The sequence below is a fragment of the Aggregatibacter sp. oral taxon 513 genome (assembly GCF_018128305.1).
Lineage (GTDB): Bacteria > Pseudomonadota > Gammaproteobacteria > Enterobacterales > Pasteurellaceae > Aggregatibacter > Aggregatibacter segnis_A.
Genome location: NZ_CP072381.1, coordinates 704,055 through 719,909, shown reverse-complemented (window position 1 = coordinate 719,909; position 15,855 = coordinate 704,055). Strand labels below are relative to the sequence as shown.

14 protein-coding genes and 4 tRNA genes are annotated in these 15,855 nt (G+C 42.6%); 8 read left to right on the top strand and 10 right to left on the bottom strand.

The features are described from left to right. The first annotated feature begins 16 nt into the window (after positions 1 to 16). Together hfq and hflX are read left to right on the top strand one after the other, a co-directional pair. Complete coding sequence (gene hfq, locus J5A60_RS03535; RefSeq protein ID WP_109127805.1) at positions 17 to 310, top strand: RNA chaperone Hfq; 294 nt, start codon at positions 17 to 19, stop codon at positions 308 to 310. A 14-nt stretch (positions 311 to 324) separates the two neighbouring features. Next, positions 325 to 1,722, top strand: coding sequence for a ribosome rescue GTPase HflX (gene hflX / locus J5A60_RS03530; RefSeq protein WP_212510591.1), 1,398 nt, complete (start codon positions 325 to 327; stop codon positions 1,720 to 1,722). Here hflX and J5A60_RS03525 read toward each other — a convergent pair. From J5A60_RS03525 to J5A60_RS03515, 3 genes are all read right to left on the bottom strand, one after another. Continuing rightward, on the bottom strand, positions 1,719 to 2,678 hold the full coding sequence (locus J5A60_RS03525; protein WP_212510590.1) for a sigma 54-interacting transcriptional regulator: 960 nt from the start codon (positions 2,676 to 2,678) through the stop codon (positions 1,719 to 1,721). The genes hflX and J5A60_RS03525 overlap by 4 nt on opposite strands. Before the next feature lie 101 nt (positions 2,679 to 2,779). After that, on the bottom strand, positions 2,780 to 3,859 hold the full coding sequence (locus J5A60_RS03520) for a TIGR01620 family protein (RefSeq protein WP_212510589.1): 1,080 nt from the start codon (positions 3,857 to 3,859) through the stop codon (positions 2,780 to 2,782). 14 nt (positions 3,860 to 3,873) lie between these two features. Further along, on the bottom strand, positions 3,874 to 5,280 hold the full coding sequence (locus J5A60_RS03515) for a YcjX family protein (RefSeq protein WP_212510588.1): 1,407 nt from the start codon (positions 5,278 to 5,280) through the stop codon (positions 3,874 to 3,876). A gap of 221 nt (positions 5,281 to 5,501) precedes the next feature. Between J5A60_RS03515 and J5A60_RS03510 the strand changes: the two genes are divergently transcribed. The 5 genes from J5A60_RS03510 to J5A60_RS03490 are packed head-to-tail and all read left to right on the top strand — an operon-like array spanning position 5,502 to position 10,905. Then, positions 5,502 to 7,193 (top strand): ABC transporter substrate-binding protein, encoded by a 1,692-nt coding sequence (locus tag J5A60_RS03510; RefSeq protein WP_212510742.1) that lies wholly within the window; start codon positions 5,502 to 5,504, stop codon positions 7,191 to 7,193. Next, complete coding sequence (locus tag J5A60_RS03505; RefSeq protein WP_212510587.1) at positions 7,193 to 8,158, top strand: ABC transporter permease subunit; 966 nt, start codon at positions 7,193 to 7,195, stop codon at positions 8,156 to 8,158. Before J5A60_RS03510 ends, J5A60_RS03505 begins: the two co-directional genes overlap by 1 nt. Next, positions 8,148 to 9,035 carry an ABC transporter permease subunit gene (locus J5A60_RS03500; RefSeq protein ID WP_212510586.1) on the top strand — a complete coding sequence of 296 codons (888 nt, stop codon included), beginning with the start codon at positions 8,148 to 8,150 and terminating at the stop codon, positions 9,033 to 9,035. Before J5A60_RS03505 ends, J5A60_RS03500 begins: the two co-directional genes overlap by 11 nt. A gap of 6 nt (positions 9,036 to 9,041) precedes the next feature. Beyond that, on the top strand, positions 9,042 to 10,091 hold the full coding sequence (locus tag J5A60_RS03495; RefSeq protein ID WP_212510585.1) for an oligopeptide/dipeptide ABC transporter ATP-binding protein: 1,050 nt from the start codon (positions 9,042 to 9,044) through the stop codon (positions 10,089 to 10,091). 10 nt (positions 10,092 to 10,101) lie between these two features. After that, positions 10,102 to 10,905: an ATP-binding cassette domain-containing protein gene (locus tag J5A60_RS03490; protein ID WP_212510584.1), complete on the top strand. Its 804-nt coding sequence runs from the start codon at positions 10,102 to 10,104 to the stop codon at positions 10,903 to 10,905. A 106-nt stretch (positions 10,906 to 11,011) separates the two neighbouring features. Here J5A60_RS03490 and J5A60_RS03485 read toward each other — a convergent pair. From J5A60_RS03485 to gloB, 7 genes are all read right to left on the bottom strand, one after another. Next, positions 11,012 to 11,086, bottom strand: a tRNA-Gln gene (locus tag J5A60_RS03485). A gap of 36 nt (positions 11,087 to 11,122) precedes the next feature. Next, a tRNA-Gln gene (locus tag J5A60_RS03480) sits at positions 11,123 to 11,197 on the bottom strand. Between the two features lie 28 nt (positions 11,198 to 11,225). Continuing rightward, positions 11,226 to 11,310: transfer RNA gene (locus J5A60_RS03475), tRNA-Leu, on the bottom strand. Positions 11,311 to 11,315: 5 nt separating this feature from the next. After that, positions 11,316 to 11,392, bottom strand: a tRNA-Met gene (locus J5A60_RS03470). A gap of 234 nt (positions 11,393 to 11,626) precedes the next feature. Next, positions 11,627 to 12,850, bottom strand: coding sequence for an ROK family protein (locus J5A60_RS03465; RefSeq protein ID WP_212510583.1), 1,224 nt, complete (start codon positions 12,848 to 12,850; stop codon positions 11,627 to 11,629). A 62-nt stretch (positions 12,851 to 12,912) separates the two neighbouring features. Further along, a complete protein-coding gene (gene hemA, locus J5A60_RS03460; protein ID WP_212510582.1) occupies positions 12,913 to 14,217 on the bottom strand; it encodes a glutamyl-tRNA reductase in 1,305 nt (434 codons plus the stop codon). 187 nt (positions 14,218 to 14,404) lie between these two features. Next, positions 14,405 to 15,106 (bottom strand): hydroxyacylglutathione hydrolase, encoded by a 702-nt coding sequence (gene gloB, locus J5A60_RS03455; RefSeq protein ID WP_212510581.1) that lies wholly within the window; start codon positions 15,104 to 15,106, stop codon positions 14,405 to 14,407. 20 nt (positions 15,107 to 15,126) lie between these two features. Here gloB and J5A60_RS03450 point away from each other — a divergent pair, with 20 nt between their 5' ends. Next, positions 15,127 to 15,822, top strand: coding sequence for a class I SAM-dependent methyltransferase (locus J5A60_RS03450; RefSeq protein WP_212510741.1), 696 nt, complete (start codon positions 15,127 to 15,129; stop codon positions 15,820 to 15,822). The last annotated feature ends 33 nt before the right edge of the window (positions 15,823 to 15,855 follow it).

The following is a 15,855-nucleotide window of genomic DNA, read 5'->3' as shown; positions in this document are numbered from 1 at the left end:
AAAGAAGGAAAGAAAAATGGCAAAAGGACAATCTCTACAAGATCCTTACTTGAATGCATTACGTCGTGAACGCATTCCCGTTTCAATCTATTTAGTAAACGGTATCAAATTACAAGGGCAAATCGAATCGTTTGACCAATTCGTGATTTTATTGAAAAACACGGTAAATCAAATGGTTTATAAACACGCAATTTCAACTGTTGTTCCGGCACGTTCTGTCGCACATCACAATGCGAACCAACAGCAACAACACCAAGTACAACAGGAAACTCCTTCTGTAGAAAACAATATTGATGCTCAAGCAGAATAACAAAGCGGAAAATATTGGCTAATTTACTCGATAATTTAACTCAACAACGTTTAACTGAAAGTGCGGTGGATTCTGCGGAAATTTCCACCGCACTTTTTGCGTCTGAAAATCCCCAAAAAAATGAACATCACGCATTGAACAATGCCATTATCGTGCACTGTTTTTTTGAAGGACAGAAAAATGTAGACGATTTAAACGAATTTCAACTCCTTGCCAAATCTGCTCAAGCACATATTCTCACCGTCATCACCGGTAGCCGCAGTTCGCCACAAGCCAAATATTTTGTTGGGCAAGGCAAAGCGGAAGAAATTGCCGATGCGGTCAAACAATACCAGGCCGATTTAATTTTAGTAAACCATACCTTAACGCCTGCACAAGCCCGAAATCTAGAAAGCTTGTGTGATTGTCGCGTAGTCGATCGCAACGGCTTAATTTTAGATATTTTTGCTCAACGCGCCCGCTCTCACGAAGGGAAATTACAAGTGGAACTGGCCCAGTTAAAACACCTCGCCACACGTTTGGTGCGTCGTAAAACCGGGCTAGATCAACAAAAAGGTGCGGTGGGCTTGCGTGGCCCCGGTGAAACTCAACTGGAAACCGACCGTCGTTTAATTAAAGTGCGTATCAACCAGTTACAAAATCGCTTGGAAAAAGTCGCCAAGCAACGTAATCAGAATCGTCAAACGCGCCAAAAAGCAGATATCCCGACTATTTCTTTAGTGGGTTACACCAATGCCGGAAAATCTACCCTGTTTAATTTATTGACCTCTGCCAATGTGTATGCGGCGGATCAGTTATTTGCTACGCTCGATCCCACATTGCGTCGACTCAGTTTAAAAGATGTCGGCACAACGATTTTGGCGGACACGGTTGGCTTTCTACGGGATTTGCCCCACGATTTAATTTCCGCCTTCAAATCCACCTTACAGGAAACCACCGAAGCCGCATTATTGCTCCATGTGGTTGATTGCGCCGATCCCCGCAAATTAGAAAATATCGAGGCGGTGAATCACGTTTTGGAAGAAATCGGGGCGCAAGATGTGCCACGATTGTTGGTGTACAACAAAATTGATCAATTAGAAAATGTGGTATCGCATATAGAATACGATGAAAAACATCACCCAAGTGCGGTCTATATTTCGGCTAATTCTGCAGATGGCCTTGAACTTTTATTGGACGCGATTCGTGTTCGTTTAACAGATTATATTCTCCAATTCCCGCTTCAACTGTCACCGTCGGAAGGCAAAATCCGTCATGCGCTGTATGAACTGAATTGCGTGGAAAAAGAAAAAATCAGTGAATATGGTGAGTTTTTATTGAGTATTCGTCTTGAAAAAACAGAATGGCTGAAACTGGTGAAACGTTTTCCTATACTTGAAGCATTTAATCCAATTCAGCCGGAAGAAGACTAGGTTTTGCCAATTCCATATTGACGTAATTTATTGGCGATTGCCGTGTGGGAAACACCCAAGCGAGCGGCAAGTTTTCGGGAGCTCGGGTATTGGGCGTAAAATTTGGTCAGCACTGCCGCTTCAAATCGCCCTACCATTTCCTCTAAGGTTGTACCTTCCATCATCAATCCCTCCATCTCTTGCGATGCAGAGACCGATGTTTCCAAACCTAAATCCTCAATATGCAACTGATTATCTTTTGTTAAGGGAACCGCGCGGTACAAGGCATTATAGAGTTCACGAATATTGCCGAACCAAGGATATTGTTGAAGATAATGTAAAAATCCAGCATCAAAGTGCGGTGCAGAAATGGCGAGTTTTTCACTGATTTCTCGGATAAATTGACGAGCTAGTGGCTCAATATCTTCCACGCGATCGCATAATCGAGGCAAGTTTAACGTCAGCACATTTAATCGATGAAACAAATCACTGCGCATTTTGCCTTGTTCTACATAATGTTGCAGTGGCTGTTGTGTGGTACAAATGACGCGAACATTGGCGTAATGTTCCTCTTCCTCACCCACACGACGAAAAGTGCCGTCACTTAAAAAACGGAGTAGCTTTGCCTGTAAGGTTAAGGGCAACTCCTCCACCCCGTCCAACAACACCGTGCCGCCATCCGCATATTCAAAAAAACCGATAAACTCGCCGTCTTTATTGCGTCGCCCGAACATTTCCGTTTCCGCATCTTCTCCCGGAATACCGGCGCAATTCACCGCAAGAAATTCCTTATTTCGACGCGTACTAAAATCATGGCAAGCTTTGGCGATCACATCTTTTCCCGTGCCGGTTTCACCTTGAATCAATAATGGCGCATCCAATAAAGCAAATTTTTTCGCTTTGGCGATAATGTCCTGCATTTGCGGATTTCGCGTCACGATATGAGAAAAAGCATCAATATTTGGGGACGTTGCCATAAGAAGCCTCAAGAAATAAAAAGCACATTCGGTAGAAAACAGCAGTTATGATACCGTTACAACAAAGAATCGCAACCATTTTGGCAAGTTTTATTTACAGTTTACACCTTGTCTTTTTGCTTTACTTTCAAATTATCAAAAATACTCGCGCCAAGATGACTCAATAATTCTTTATGAATATGAGATAAACGCGGTTTTTCATTCGACTCAAATGCCAACGGACGACAAAATTCCATGGCTTTAATGCCCAATCGCGCCGTCAACAATCCAACGCCAATGCCCTGTGCGGCACGGGCAGAAAGTTTAGCGGTGAGATCTTGCGAAAGCCAATTCACACCAAGATCTTGAATCAATTCTGTCGCTCCGGCAAAGGCCATATTCACCAACACCATGCGCAACAAACGAAGGCGGCTGACATAGCCCAATTCAATGCCATAAAGCCGTGCAATTTGGTTGACCAAACGAATGTTGCGCCAAGCAATAAAAAACATATCTGCCAACGCCAGCGGGCTAATTGCTACCAATGCGGCCGACTCTGTCGTTGCTTTGTTAATGAGTTTTTTGGCCTGTTTATCAAATGGCTGCAACACATTTTGACTGAACAAATGCAATACTTCCGGCACGGAATAAGATTCGTTCATTTGCTGACGCCACTTCGCCAAATCGCTTTGTTGCGCGTCCAGTTTCATTAATTTGCCCATTTGCTCACACAATTCAATCGCTTGTTGATGGGTTGCCGCAGAAAATTCACCGTGAGAAACGACCGCACTTTCCAGCCATTCACGGCTTTGATGCTGCATTTCACCCCGCTTACGCAAGTGCACCAAACGTCGCCACTCACCAATGATGGCAGAAATGCCAAGTAACACCGCCAAACATAACACCAAGGAAAAGGCAAAATAGATCCATTGATTTTGCTGCCAAGTATCCACCAGCCATTGTACGGACTGCGCCACTGTCGCCGTAAAAAATAAAAGTGCGGTTCCTATCAGGGCTCGGTTCCACCAACGCGGTGGCGGTTGAACACTTTGCTCAAATTGCACTTCTAACAATTCACCTTCCAAAGGCACATTGTCTGCATCCGTATCCGGCACAGCCTGTTCTTCATGAAATTCCTGCTTGGCGATGAAAGCTTCCTGTTGTTCAACCTGCTCCTGTTGACTAAAAATCGTTTTTTCCATTCTGCTTGCTCCTGTTATAACTTATCGCCCAGCAAAAATTGCAACACGGCATCCATTCGTAAGTGCGGTATGTTTTCACCCTGTTCTAAACGGCGCGGTTCAAACTGATCAAATTCAAATTTTTGATCTTGCCAAAAATCAGCACTCGGCAATTTACTCGGCACACTGCCGGGATAAAGCGTGACTTTTTGCAAATCGCTACTCCGCACGCCTTGAATGGCTTTAAATTGACGACCATGTTGATTTACCACCATCTGTTGCGTTGCCCGAATAGACGCAATGGCGGTGTAATCGGTAGCAATATCGGCAAACTCCACGTAACGCCCGCCATCCTGTACTAACTGACGCATGAGGCTGACCAAATTCGGTAACTGATCGGTGGTGATATGATCTGCTTTGGTGGCGATAAACATCAATTTATCGATTTTCGGCGAAAAAAGGCGGTTCAAGAAATTACGTTTGCCGTAATGAAAATTGCGAAACAGTTGATGTAACGCTAATTGCATGTCCTCAAACGCTTCGCGACTGTGATTCAACGGCGTTAAGCAATCCGCCAAAATCACTTGCCGATCAAAAGTGGAAAAATACTGTTGATAAAAATCTTTCACAATGTGCCGACGGTAATAATCGTAGCGTTTTTGCAACACCGCAAAATAACTGTTTTCTTTCGCTTCATTTTTCACTTGTTGCCATTGTGATTCGGTTAAATGCAACAAGGGGAAAAATTGCAAAGCCGGTGCCCCCTCCAGCTCACCGGGTAACACAAATCGCCCCGGCTGAATAAAATGCAATCCGTGCTGTTTACATTGCCATAAATAATCGGTGTAATCCTTGGCTAGTTGCGCCAAAATATCCTCATCCGCCGGCGCAGTTAAATTCACGTTTTGAGCTTTTTCCAACCAGCTTTGTGCAAATTTCAAATGTGTCGAATTAAGCTGCCGCTGCAATTCTAGCGACCATTGCTGAAAATCCAAATCCAACAACGGCAAATCCAACAGCCATTCTCCCGGATAATCAAAAATATCCAGATACAACGTCCCTTTTTCTTTCACATGACGCAATAAACCGCTACTGCGCTGATAACGAATCGCCAGACGTGTTTCACTTACGCCTTTGGTGGACTGTGGCCACTTCGGTGGTTGTTGAGACAATGCGTTAAGATTGCCTTCATAATCAAAACGAGGGATGGACAAATCCAATTGCGGAATACGTTTTACCGCAATAATGCCATGTCGGCGTGCCGCATCAAACAAGGGAAGATGGCTATTATCGACGCGATTAATATGTAACAACTGATTAATTAAACTCGTAATAAACGCAGTTTTTCCACTTCGACTTAGCCCTGTCACAGCAATGCGTAATGTACGATCCAAACCGCGATTAACCAGTTCATTTAATTCTTTTTGCAGATGATTTAGCATAATTTCCGTTCTTTTTAATTAAGGGAAAATGACATAGATAATGAGCGATATTATACCGAAAAAATGAAGAGGCGCTTAATTTGCTTGGGATTAAGGAAATAATGGAAGAAAAGTGCGGTCATTTTGGGCGACAAATTTTCAGAACTGGCAGATTCGCTAGAATATCCACGGAATATATCTTACAATTTGGCATTCATTTTTAGCCTGTTGATCCGTTTATGATGTTGTATAAAAAATTAATTGTGCCTGTTTGTTTGTTTGCTTTTGCGGTGGATTCTGCAACGGCGGCACCACGCGTGCCTGAAGAACTGACAGACAACGGATTGATTTATTGCACGCACGCCTCCGGCTTTTCCTTTAATCCGCAAACGGCGGATGCGGGAACCAGTATGAACGTGGTGACAGAGCAGATTTACAATAAACTGTTTGAAATTTCGAACACCGCTGCCGAGCCAATCCCCGTATTGGCACAATCTTACTCGCTTTCGCCCGATGGCAAAGTGATCACCATTCATTTACGCCGTGGGATTAAGTTCCACCAGACCGATTGGTTTAAACCGACCCGTGATTTTAATGCGGATGATGTCGTGTTTTCGCTCAATCGGGTATTAGGTTATGAGACGTATTTACCGACGTTAGAACAAACTTCCGTCAGCTATAAAAATCCGCAATATCGTATTTTCCATGAACAGGCGAAAAAGGTGCGCTTTCCTTATTTTGAAAGCATTAAGCTAAACCAAAAAATTGAATCGGTGAAAGCCATCAATCCGCATACGGTAGAGATTACCTTATTCAAACCTGATGCTTCCATTTTGTCTCACTTAGCAAGTCAATACGCGATTATTTTCTCGCAAGAATATGCGGTGCAGCTTAATGCAGACGATAACTTAGTACAACTAGACACCTTGCCTGTCGGCACCGGCCCGTATAAAGTCAAAAACTATTTCCGCAATCAATATGTGCGTTTAGAAAAAAACGAAGAATATTGGAAAAAAGAAGCTAAAATTCATGACATTCTGATTGATTTATCTGCAGATCGTACCGGGCGCTTGGTGAAATTCTTTAACGGTGAATGCCAAATTGCTTCCTATCCGGAAGTTAGTCAGTTAGGGTTACTGAAGGAAAATGACGCACGCTATTATATGAAAAGTGTTGAAGGCATGAATTTGTCGTATTTGGCGTTTAATTTCCAAAAGACAGCAATTCAAGATCCGGCATTGCGACACTCAATCTCACAAGCCATTAATCGTAAAAGAATCATTAAAACGATTTATCACAACACAGCAACGGTGGCGAATAACATTATTCCGAATATTTCGTGGGCTTCAAGCGTGAATACGCCGGATTTTGAGTATGACTTCATGCCATTGAAAGCCAAACAAGTGTTACAAGATAAAAAATTAAGCTTGACGATGTGGGTGATTAATGAAGAACAGGTATATAACCCGGCTCCGCTTAAAATGGCAGAATTAATTAAATCAGATCTTGCGAATGCCGGCGTTGACGTGAAAATTCGCCCGGTTACACGAACATTTTTAATTGAGCAATTACATAATAAATCTGAAGACTACGACATGATTTTAACCGGTTGGCTCGGGGGAAATTTAGATCCCGACAGTTTTATGCGCCCGATTTTAAGTTGTAGCACCTCAAACGAAATCACCAATTTATCCAACTGGTGCAACGAACACTTCGATAACATCATGGATAGTGCATTAGATAGTTCCAATCAACAGATTCGCTCCGAAGCCTACAACCAAGCGCAAGAATTAATTTTATCAGAATTGCCGATCATCCCTATTGCAAACGTCAAACGAGTTTTGGTCGCTAATGGTCGCGTACAAAATATTGAGATGAGCCCCTTCGGCACCTTGAACTTCTCGACGCTATCACTACGAAAAGGACACAAGTAATGTTTAATTCTCTGATTCGACAATGTGTTTTTCTCGTTTTGACATTTCTTATCCTGACATTAATCAGTTATCTGATTTTGATGCGGGATCCACTGAATGCCGAATTAATGACACCGCACTTTTACAATGGGTATTTTCATTATTTGGTGCGCCTTATCCAAGGCGACTTAGGTATCAGTTATAACGGTGGTGAAGCCCTTAAATCGACAATTTTTACCGTGCTCCCACCAACATTAGAACTCTGTTTTTGTGCGATTTTACTGGCAACATTGTTCGGTATTCCCCTTGGGCTCATCGGTGCAACTTATCCTGCTAATTTTATCGGAAAAACCATCCGAACTTTATCTGCTGTCGGTCTCTCCTTGCCGGTATTTTGGATTGCGCCGATTTTATTGTATTTTTCCGCCATTAATTCGTGGGAAATTTCTGCTATCGGGCAATACAATTTACTTTATGAAATCAAGCCGATTAGCGGTTTCCCAATTATTGATGTTTGGTTTGTTGAAGCGCCTTATCGGATTAAAATCATCCAAAACGTTTTGCAACACTTGGCGTTACCGACTTTAGTTTTAACCATTTTACCTACCATGGAAATCGTACGTTTAGTGCAACAACGAGCTGAATTTATCTTCCAACAAAACTACGTTAAAGTCGCTTCTACACGAGGTTGGTCGAAATTTAGCGTGTTACGTAAATACATTTTGCGCAACACCTTGCCTTTGTTAATTCCTCACACCACCCGTTTATTTACGTTGGTGATTACACAATGTATGTTGGTTGAAAATACCTTAGGTTGGCCGGGAATCGGACGTTGGTTAATTGATGCCGTCACACAGCAAGACTACAACAGTATTTCAGCCGGCATCATTACTATCGGGCTTTGTATTATTATCATTAAAGTGGCATCTGAAAGCTTAATCTTTATTTTGGATCCGTTAAATAAGAAGGGTTGGCATGCAAGATAGAGAACCTGAAGATTTTCGCGAAAGCGATTCGTTAAAGCATATTTGGGCACTCTTCCGAGAAGATCGCATTGCGCTTTTCAGTTTCTATGCTCTTTTAGTGCTGATTTTGACCGCACTTTTTAGTCCATTGATTGCCCCTTACTCTGCTGAAATGCAATTTATCGGGCAAGAACTTATGCCGCCTTCTTGGGCCAATAACGGCCAGATCGCCTATTTTTTAGGAACCGATGATATTGGTCGGGATGTGCTCAGTCGTATTATTATCGGCACGACCTACACCGTTGGTGCTGCCATTATTGTAGTAATTCTGACTGCACTTATCGGTGGCGGACTTGGTATTTGGGCGGGAATGTCGCAAGGTATTAAATCTCGTGTGCTTGGCCATTTTTTAGATGCCTTCCTCACTATTCCGGTGTTATTAGTGGCAATCATTATTGCCACTTTAATGGAACCAAGTTTAATTAACGCCATGTTGGCAATCACCTTAGCATTGCTACCTTATTTCGTACATGAAATTTATCGCAGCATTCAAGCAGAGCTCAAAAAAGAATATGTATTGATGTTACGCTTAGACGGCATCTCTAATAGCGTGTTACTGAAAGAAACCATCTTACCCAACATTGCACCACAATATATTCAAGAAATCTCCCGTGCATTTACGATTGCTATTTTGGATATTAGTGCCCTCAGTTTTATTTCTCTTGGCGCACAACGCCCAGCACCGGAATGGGGGGCGATGATAAAAGACTCCTTAGAATTAATTTATTTAGCCCCTTGGACGGTTATTCTGCCGGGACTTGCAATTATCATCAGCGTACTAATCGGCTTGGTGTTTACCAATGGGCTATGCCGAGCGATTACCAAATATTATGAGTAGATAACTATGGCTCTCCTAGATATTCGCAATCTTCGCATTGATATCCAAACCCCAAATGGGTTAATCCGCATTGTCGATAATGTGAGTTTTACAATCGATGAAGGGGAAATTTGTGGCTTGGTCGGTGAATCCGGTTCAGGCAAAAGCCTCATTGCTAAAGTTATCTGTAATGCCTTTAAAGATTCTTGGATTGTTACCGCTGATCGTTTCCGTTTTAATGATATTGAATTGCTAAAACTCAAACCGGCACAACGTCGCAAACTTGTGGGTAAAGAAATTTCGATGGTGTTTCAAGATCCGTTAACCTGTCTTGATCCTAGCCAGAAAATTGGTAAACAACTTATCCAAAGCATCCCCGGATGGACATTTAAAGGTCGTTGGTGGCAGCGTTTATTTAATTGGAAAAAACGTCGCGCCATTGAGTTACTGCATCGCGTCGGAATCAAAGAACACAAAGATATCATGCGCAGTTACCCTCATGAATTAACCGAAGGAGAAGGGCAAAAAGTCATGATTGCCATTGCCGTGGCAAACCAACCTCGATTACTGATTGCCGATGAACCGGCAAATTCGGTGGAATCCATTACAAAAGTGCAAATATTCCGTCTGCTTTCAAGTATGAATCAAAACCAAGGCACATCCATTTTACTTGCCAGTAATGACATTAACACTATCAGTGAGTGGTGTGATTCATTTATTGTGCTATATTGCGGACAAAATGCAGAATCCGGCCCTAAAGAGAATATTTTAGAAACCCCACATCACCCCTATACCCAAGCCTTGTTGCATTCCATTCCGGATTTCACTCAACCTTTGCCTTTTAAAAGTCAACTTGGCACACTCAAAGGTTCGGTTCCCCTACTGGAACAAATGCCGATTGGCTGTCGTCTTGGCCCCCGCTGCCCATTTGCGCAGAAAAAATGTATCGTAAAACCGACCGCACTTCGTATTAAACAGCATGAATTTTTCTGCCATTTTCCCATCAATTTACGGGAAAAGAAAATCAAAGAAAAAGAATTGATTCAACCGCTCACTTTAAGTTCCGATCAAGAATAAAGGAAAGAAAATGCCATTATTACAAGTGGAAGATCTCACAAAATCATTTAAAAATACACTCGGTCTGCTTAACCCCGGTTATTTTCGCGCAGTAGAAGAAATCAGTTTTTCCCTCGAAGCGGGCAAAACATTGGCGATTATCGGACGTAATGGCTCAGGAAAATCTACCTTGGCAAAAATGATCGTAGGCATCACCGAACCCACTTCAGGCAAAATCCTATTCAAAGATAAACCACTCACTTTCGGTGATTACAACTATCGCTCCAAACATATCCGCATGGTGTTTCAGGATCCGAATACGGCGTTTAATCCACGCCTCAATGTGGGACAAATTCTTGATACGCCATTGCTATTGGCCACACATCTAAATGAGCAAGAACGCAATCAGAAAATTTTTGATATTTTGAAATTAGTGGGAATGCATCCTGATCACGCCAATATTAAAATTAATACGCTTTCCGTGAGCCAAAAGCAACGTATTGCCCTTGCACGCGCGTTAATTTTAGATCCACAAATTATCATTATTGATGATGCGGTTGGGTCATTAGATACCACGGTCAAAACCCAACTGACCAATTTAATGCTCGAATTACAAAACAAGCTAGGACTTGCCTATATTTATGTTGGTCAGCATTTAGGCATCATTAAGCATATTGCCGATGAAATTTTAGTGATGGAAGACGGCGTGATGATTGAATACGGTGAGACGCATTCAATTTTCACGGACCCACAAACGGATATTACTAAACGGCTAATTGAAAGCCATTTCGGTAAAATTTTGGATGACTCTTCTTGGGAGAAATACCAAGACTAAAAAATCCAATGCATTCAATAAGAAAAAAGTGCGGTGGATAATTACGATAAAAAATTTTCATTAAATGAATTCAAGTCGAATTAACTGATAGGGAAGACAAAAAAGGTGGCTGGGGTACTAGGATTCGAACCTAGGGATGCCGAGATCAAAACCCGGTGCCTTACCGCTTGGCGATACCCCAATAGATTTTTATTATAAGTAGAAACTGAGAATAGTATGGCTGGGGTACTAGGATTCGAACCTAGGGATGCCGAGATCAAAACCCGGTGCCTTACCGCTTGGCGATACCCCAACAACTATATTGATATCAATGAAATAAATGGTGCGGGACGAGGGACTTGAACCCACACACCTCGCGGCGCCGGAACCTAAATCCGGTGCGTCTACCAATTTCGCCAGTCCCGCAAATATGGTGGCTATGACGGGATTCGAACCTGTGACCCCAACATTATGAGTGTTGTGCTCTAACCAACTGAGCTACATAGCCATTTCTTTGCAATCATCTCATTGACTTTGCGGGGCGTATTATGCGGATATTGCCCCTACTCGTCAACCATTTTTTTGGGAAAATAAATAAAATTAGATCATTCGGATAGAGATTAAACAAATCGCATTAATTTTATTCAACGCTTAGTTTACTCCTCTCTCAACCTAAATGACTTTTAGTCATTCCGGCTCTCAAAAATATTCTTTTTGAGGGCCGCACTTTTCTCTTGAAGATTTATTCTTCAATTAAACGGCGCAGTAAACTGCCATCAAACAAGGCTCTTTTTACTAAAGCAAAAGCACCTATCACATCTTCATTGCTAAGCTCCGATGCGACTAATGGCGTATTTTGGACAAACGCCGGTAATGCATGACTTTCCAAGGTGCGACGAATTGCGGCAAATAAGACATTTTTGGCTTGGGTTATTTCACCGGAAATCACAATTTTTTCCGGATTAAACATATTCACACTCATTGCCAACACACGCCCGATTTGTGTACCAACGTGTTCAATTAACTCTGTGGCTACCACATCTTGCTTATTGCTGGCTTTGCAAATTGCCTCAATGTCATGGGCTTCCAAAGAAAGCCATTTACTTTGGTAACCATCTTCCAATAACTCCGACATTTTATTTTCAATTGCTGAATTGCTGACCACCGTTTCCAAGCAGCCCACATTGCCGCACATACAACGTTTTCCTAACGGATCCACCTGAATATGCCCAATTTCGCCTACATTCTTTTTATAGCCGGAAAAGAGTTCATGATTAATCACAATTCCCGCACCCACACCGCGATGAATACGCAATAGCAATGAATCGTAACAATCTTTGGTGACACCAAAATAGTGCTCCGCAAGGGCTAAACTACGCACATCATGCCCGATATAGGTCGGTAAATTGAAACGTTCGGCAACGTGATTAGCCAAGTCCCAAGGCGTAGTTAATTCAAAGTGCGGAACCTGTTCAATCATGTTACTTTTCGTATCCACAAAGCCGGGAACCGTGATACCAATCGCAATAAATTCACTGCCACGTTTTTGGTTTTCTTGAATAAATTCATCCAAGCGTTGAAATAAAAACTGTTCAAATGCTTGTGGTGTTGGGTAATTTTCAAGCGTAAAGACGGATTTATTCACTAATTTGGCGGATAAATCCATAATGGCTAAGGTTAAATGTTCCCGCCCGATACCCACTAAAATCGCACGAAAATGTTTATGTTCCGCCACAATCGAGGTTGCCCGACGCCCGCCGGTAGATTCTTGTTGCTCAACTTCTTTAATTAAACCGCGAGCAAGTAAATGGCGGGTGATTTTAGTCACACTTGCCGGAGCAAGTTGGCTTATTTCAGAAATTTGAATACGGGAAATAGGACCTTGCTGATCGATGAGCTTATACACCACCGCACTATTCATTTGTTTTACTAGATCAACATTCGCGATTTGAGGACTTTCTCGCATTTTTTTCTCCCGCAAAAGTAAGTTGAGTGATGTTAAACGGCATTTAAACACATTCGGAACGACTATTCATCGTCCATTCCCAAGGCTTTGGAAAAGGTTTGCAGACCCACCGCATTACCATTTTTCACCATGGTTTGCATAGCTTTTGTCGGCGAATGGATCAATTTATTCATTAATTTATAACTTAATTCTTGTAGCACTTGTTCCGCCTCTTCGCCTTGTTGTAAGGAGGCTATCGCTTTTTCCAGCAAATCCTGGCGAGTAAGCTCCGCCTCTTCACGATAACGACGGATCAAATTAGAAAACTGATGGACTTTCAACCACGCAAAGAAATCCGCGCATTCCGCCTGAATAATTTCCTTTGCCTGCGCAGAGGCTTGTTCCCGTTGGCTTAAATTATGCTGAATGATATTTTGTAAATCATCCACCGTATAATGATAAACACTGTCTAATTCCGCCGCACTTTCTTCAATGTCACGCGGCACGGCAATATCCACCAACAACATCGGACGATAGCGGCGAATGATTTGCGCCTTTTCAACCATGTTGCGGTTTATCAAAATATGCGGGCTGCCGGTAGAGCTAATCACAATATCCGCTTGATTTAAGCCCTGCTGTAACTGTTCTAGCGGCAGGATTTGAATATCCACCGTTGTATCTAATTTCTCCACGAGGGCTTCTGCGCGAGCTAAAGTGCGGTTGGAAATGACCATGTTTTTTACACCGTGACGCAATAAATGACGGCACACCAATTCAATGGTTTCCCCTGCGCCCACTAATAAAATGGTTAATTCGCTCAGCGATTCAAAAATTTGGCGCGCCAAACTGCAAGCAGCGTATGCCACAGATACCGCACTTTCACCAATATTGGTTTCTGTACGCACGCGTTTTGCCGTGGAAAATGTTTTTTGAAATAAACGGGATAATTCGCCGGAAATAGCTTGCTGTTCTTGTAGATAGTGCTGCTCGCTCATTTGGTAAGCTTGCTTCACTTGCCCCAAAATTTGTGGCTCGCCTAAAATCAATGAATCCAAGCCACAAGCTACTTCCATTAAGTGATTGACTGCCGGCAGGTTTTCATAAGTGTAAAGGCAACGTTGAAGCTCGGCTAAGTCCAGTTGATGAATTTCAGCGAACCATTGTACAGCCTGGCGAATCCAATGTTGCGTTTCTTGTGGCGGGACGGTTTTATTGTGCAGATAAACTTCAGTTCGGTTACAAGTGGATAAAATCACCGCACTTTCGGCTAATTCAATTTGCCGAATATGACGCAAAGCAAAAGCACGTTTTTCGTCAGAAAAAGCAACTTTTTCCCGTAAGGCAACAGAGGCGGTTTTGTGATTAATACCAAGAACTAAAATCGTCATAAAAAATACATGAAAAATCACCGCACTTTATTATGTTGACACAACAAATACGGCAACATTTATCCCACTAAAATAGAAAAAATAGACATAAAAACGGGCTATATTCTAGCTGAATTGCCCCTACTTGGGCAAATTAGCGCAAGAAAAAAGCCATTAATCTGCAATTTTATTGCGAATCATCAAATTTCTAAAACGTATCTTTTGCTTGGCGTAATTGGGTAAATTGCGCCAAATTGGTTGCCGTTAAAAACGGATTAATGTGTTTTTCCAAGCCTATCGTGGTGGGCAGGCTTGGTTTATTTTCAGCACGTAACTGCGCCACTAAAACGCGATGATTTTCCACCGCACTTTTGTTTGCCCAAACGTTTTGCACAAACGCCAAATTGCTTAACGTATATTCATGCCCCGGGCAAACGATGGTGTCGTCAGGCAACGCTGCAAAACGCTGCATGGTGGCAAACATTTGCGCGTAATCCCCGGTAAATACCCGTCCGCAACCGGCGGAAAATAACGCATCACCACAAAACAAATGCCCATCCACCCAATAACTCACATGCTGCGCCGTATGCCCGCCGCTGGGCAATACTTGAATTCGATAATGTTCGGTGGTAAGGTCGCCTTCATTCACTACCTGCGTCAGCCCACAAGCAGTGCACTCTGCCGGACCATAAATCGGGATTTGAGGAAAACGTTGTTTAAACGCCGCGACGCCGTTCGTATGATCTGCGTGATTGTGCGTGAGCAACAATGCTTCAACGGAAAAATGTTGTTCTTCCAGAAAATGAAACAGACAGTCGGTTTCTGGCAAATCAACAATGAGCAACGGTAAATTTTCCCGTGCATAAAGCCAAATATAATTATCGTTTAACGCAGGAATCGGAATTAACATAGGACCTCGGAGTTACCATGATGTGGCGTGCTAAATATGAAAAGTCACTGGCGATGCCCACCGGTTGGCAACAACTGCCAAATGGGCGCGCTTATTGTAACGCATTAAACGCTTATTTTGCCCCTTGGTTTACAAAAATTTGTGGTTATCAGATTCTGAAAATTGGCGGACTTAGCGCAGAAATTCAATGTGATTTGCCCCTTCGCCACCAAATTAGCCTCAGCGAAAAAATAACGGAAAATTTGACCGCACTTTTAGACGATCATCATTCACTCGTACAAGCCAAGCTCACCGAACTCCCCTTTATTCAACAGCAGTTGGATGCTTGTGTGTTGGCCAACACGCTGAATTTTGTCCAAGATCCCCATCAAGTGTTGCGAGAAACCCACCGAGTTCTCACCGATGACGGCTATTTGTTTCTCAGTCTGTTTAATCCGTTTAACGGTCTATTTTTTAAATCAAAAACAGGCGACTTCCCCGCGCGTCATTATTGCATTTGGCGGATCATCGATTGGTTGGAATTACTCAACTTTGATATTTTAGAACAGCGGAATTTGGCGCTATCCCATCAAACCGCCGGTTGGTTTGCCCCGCTGACGGTTATCGTGGCGCAAAAACGCACCTACCCGTTGACGCTTAATCCACAAAAAGTGCGGTCAAAAATCCCGGCGTTTTTACAACCGGCAGAAGCGTTGAAACAAGCCGAAGATCTTTAGTCTTTGAAGAAAAAAAATAACGGTCAGAAATAA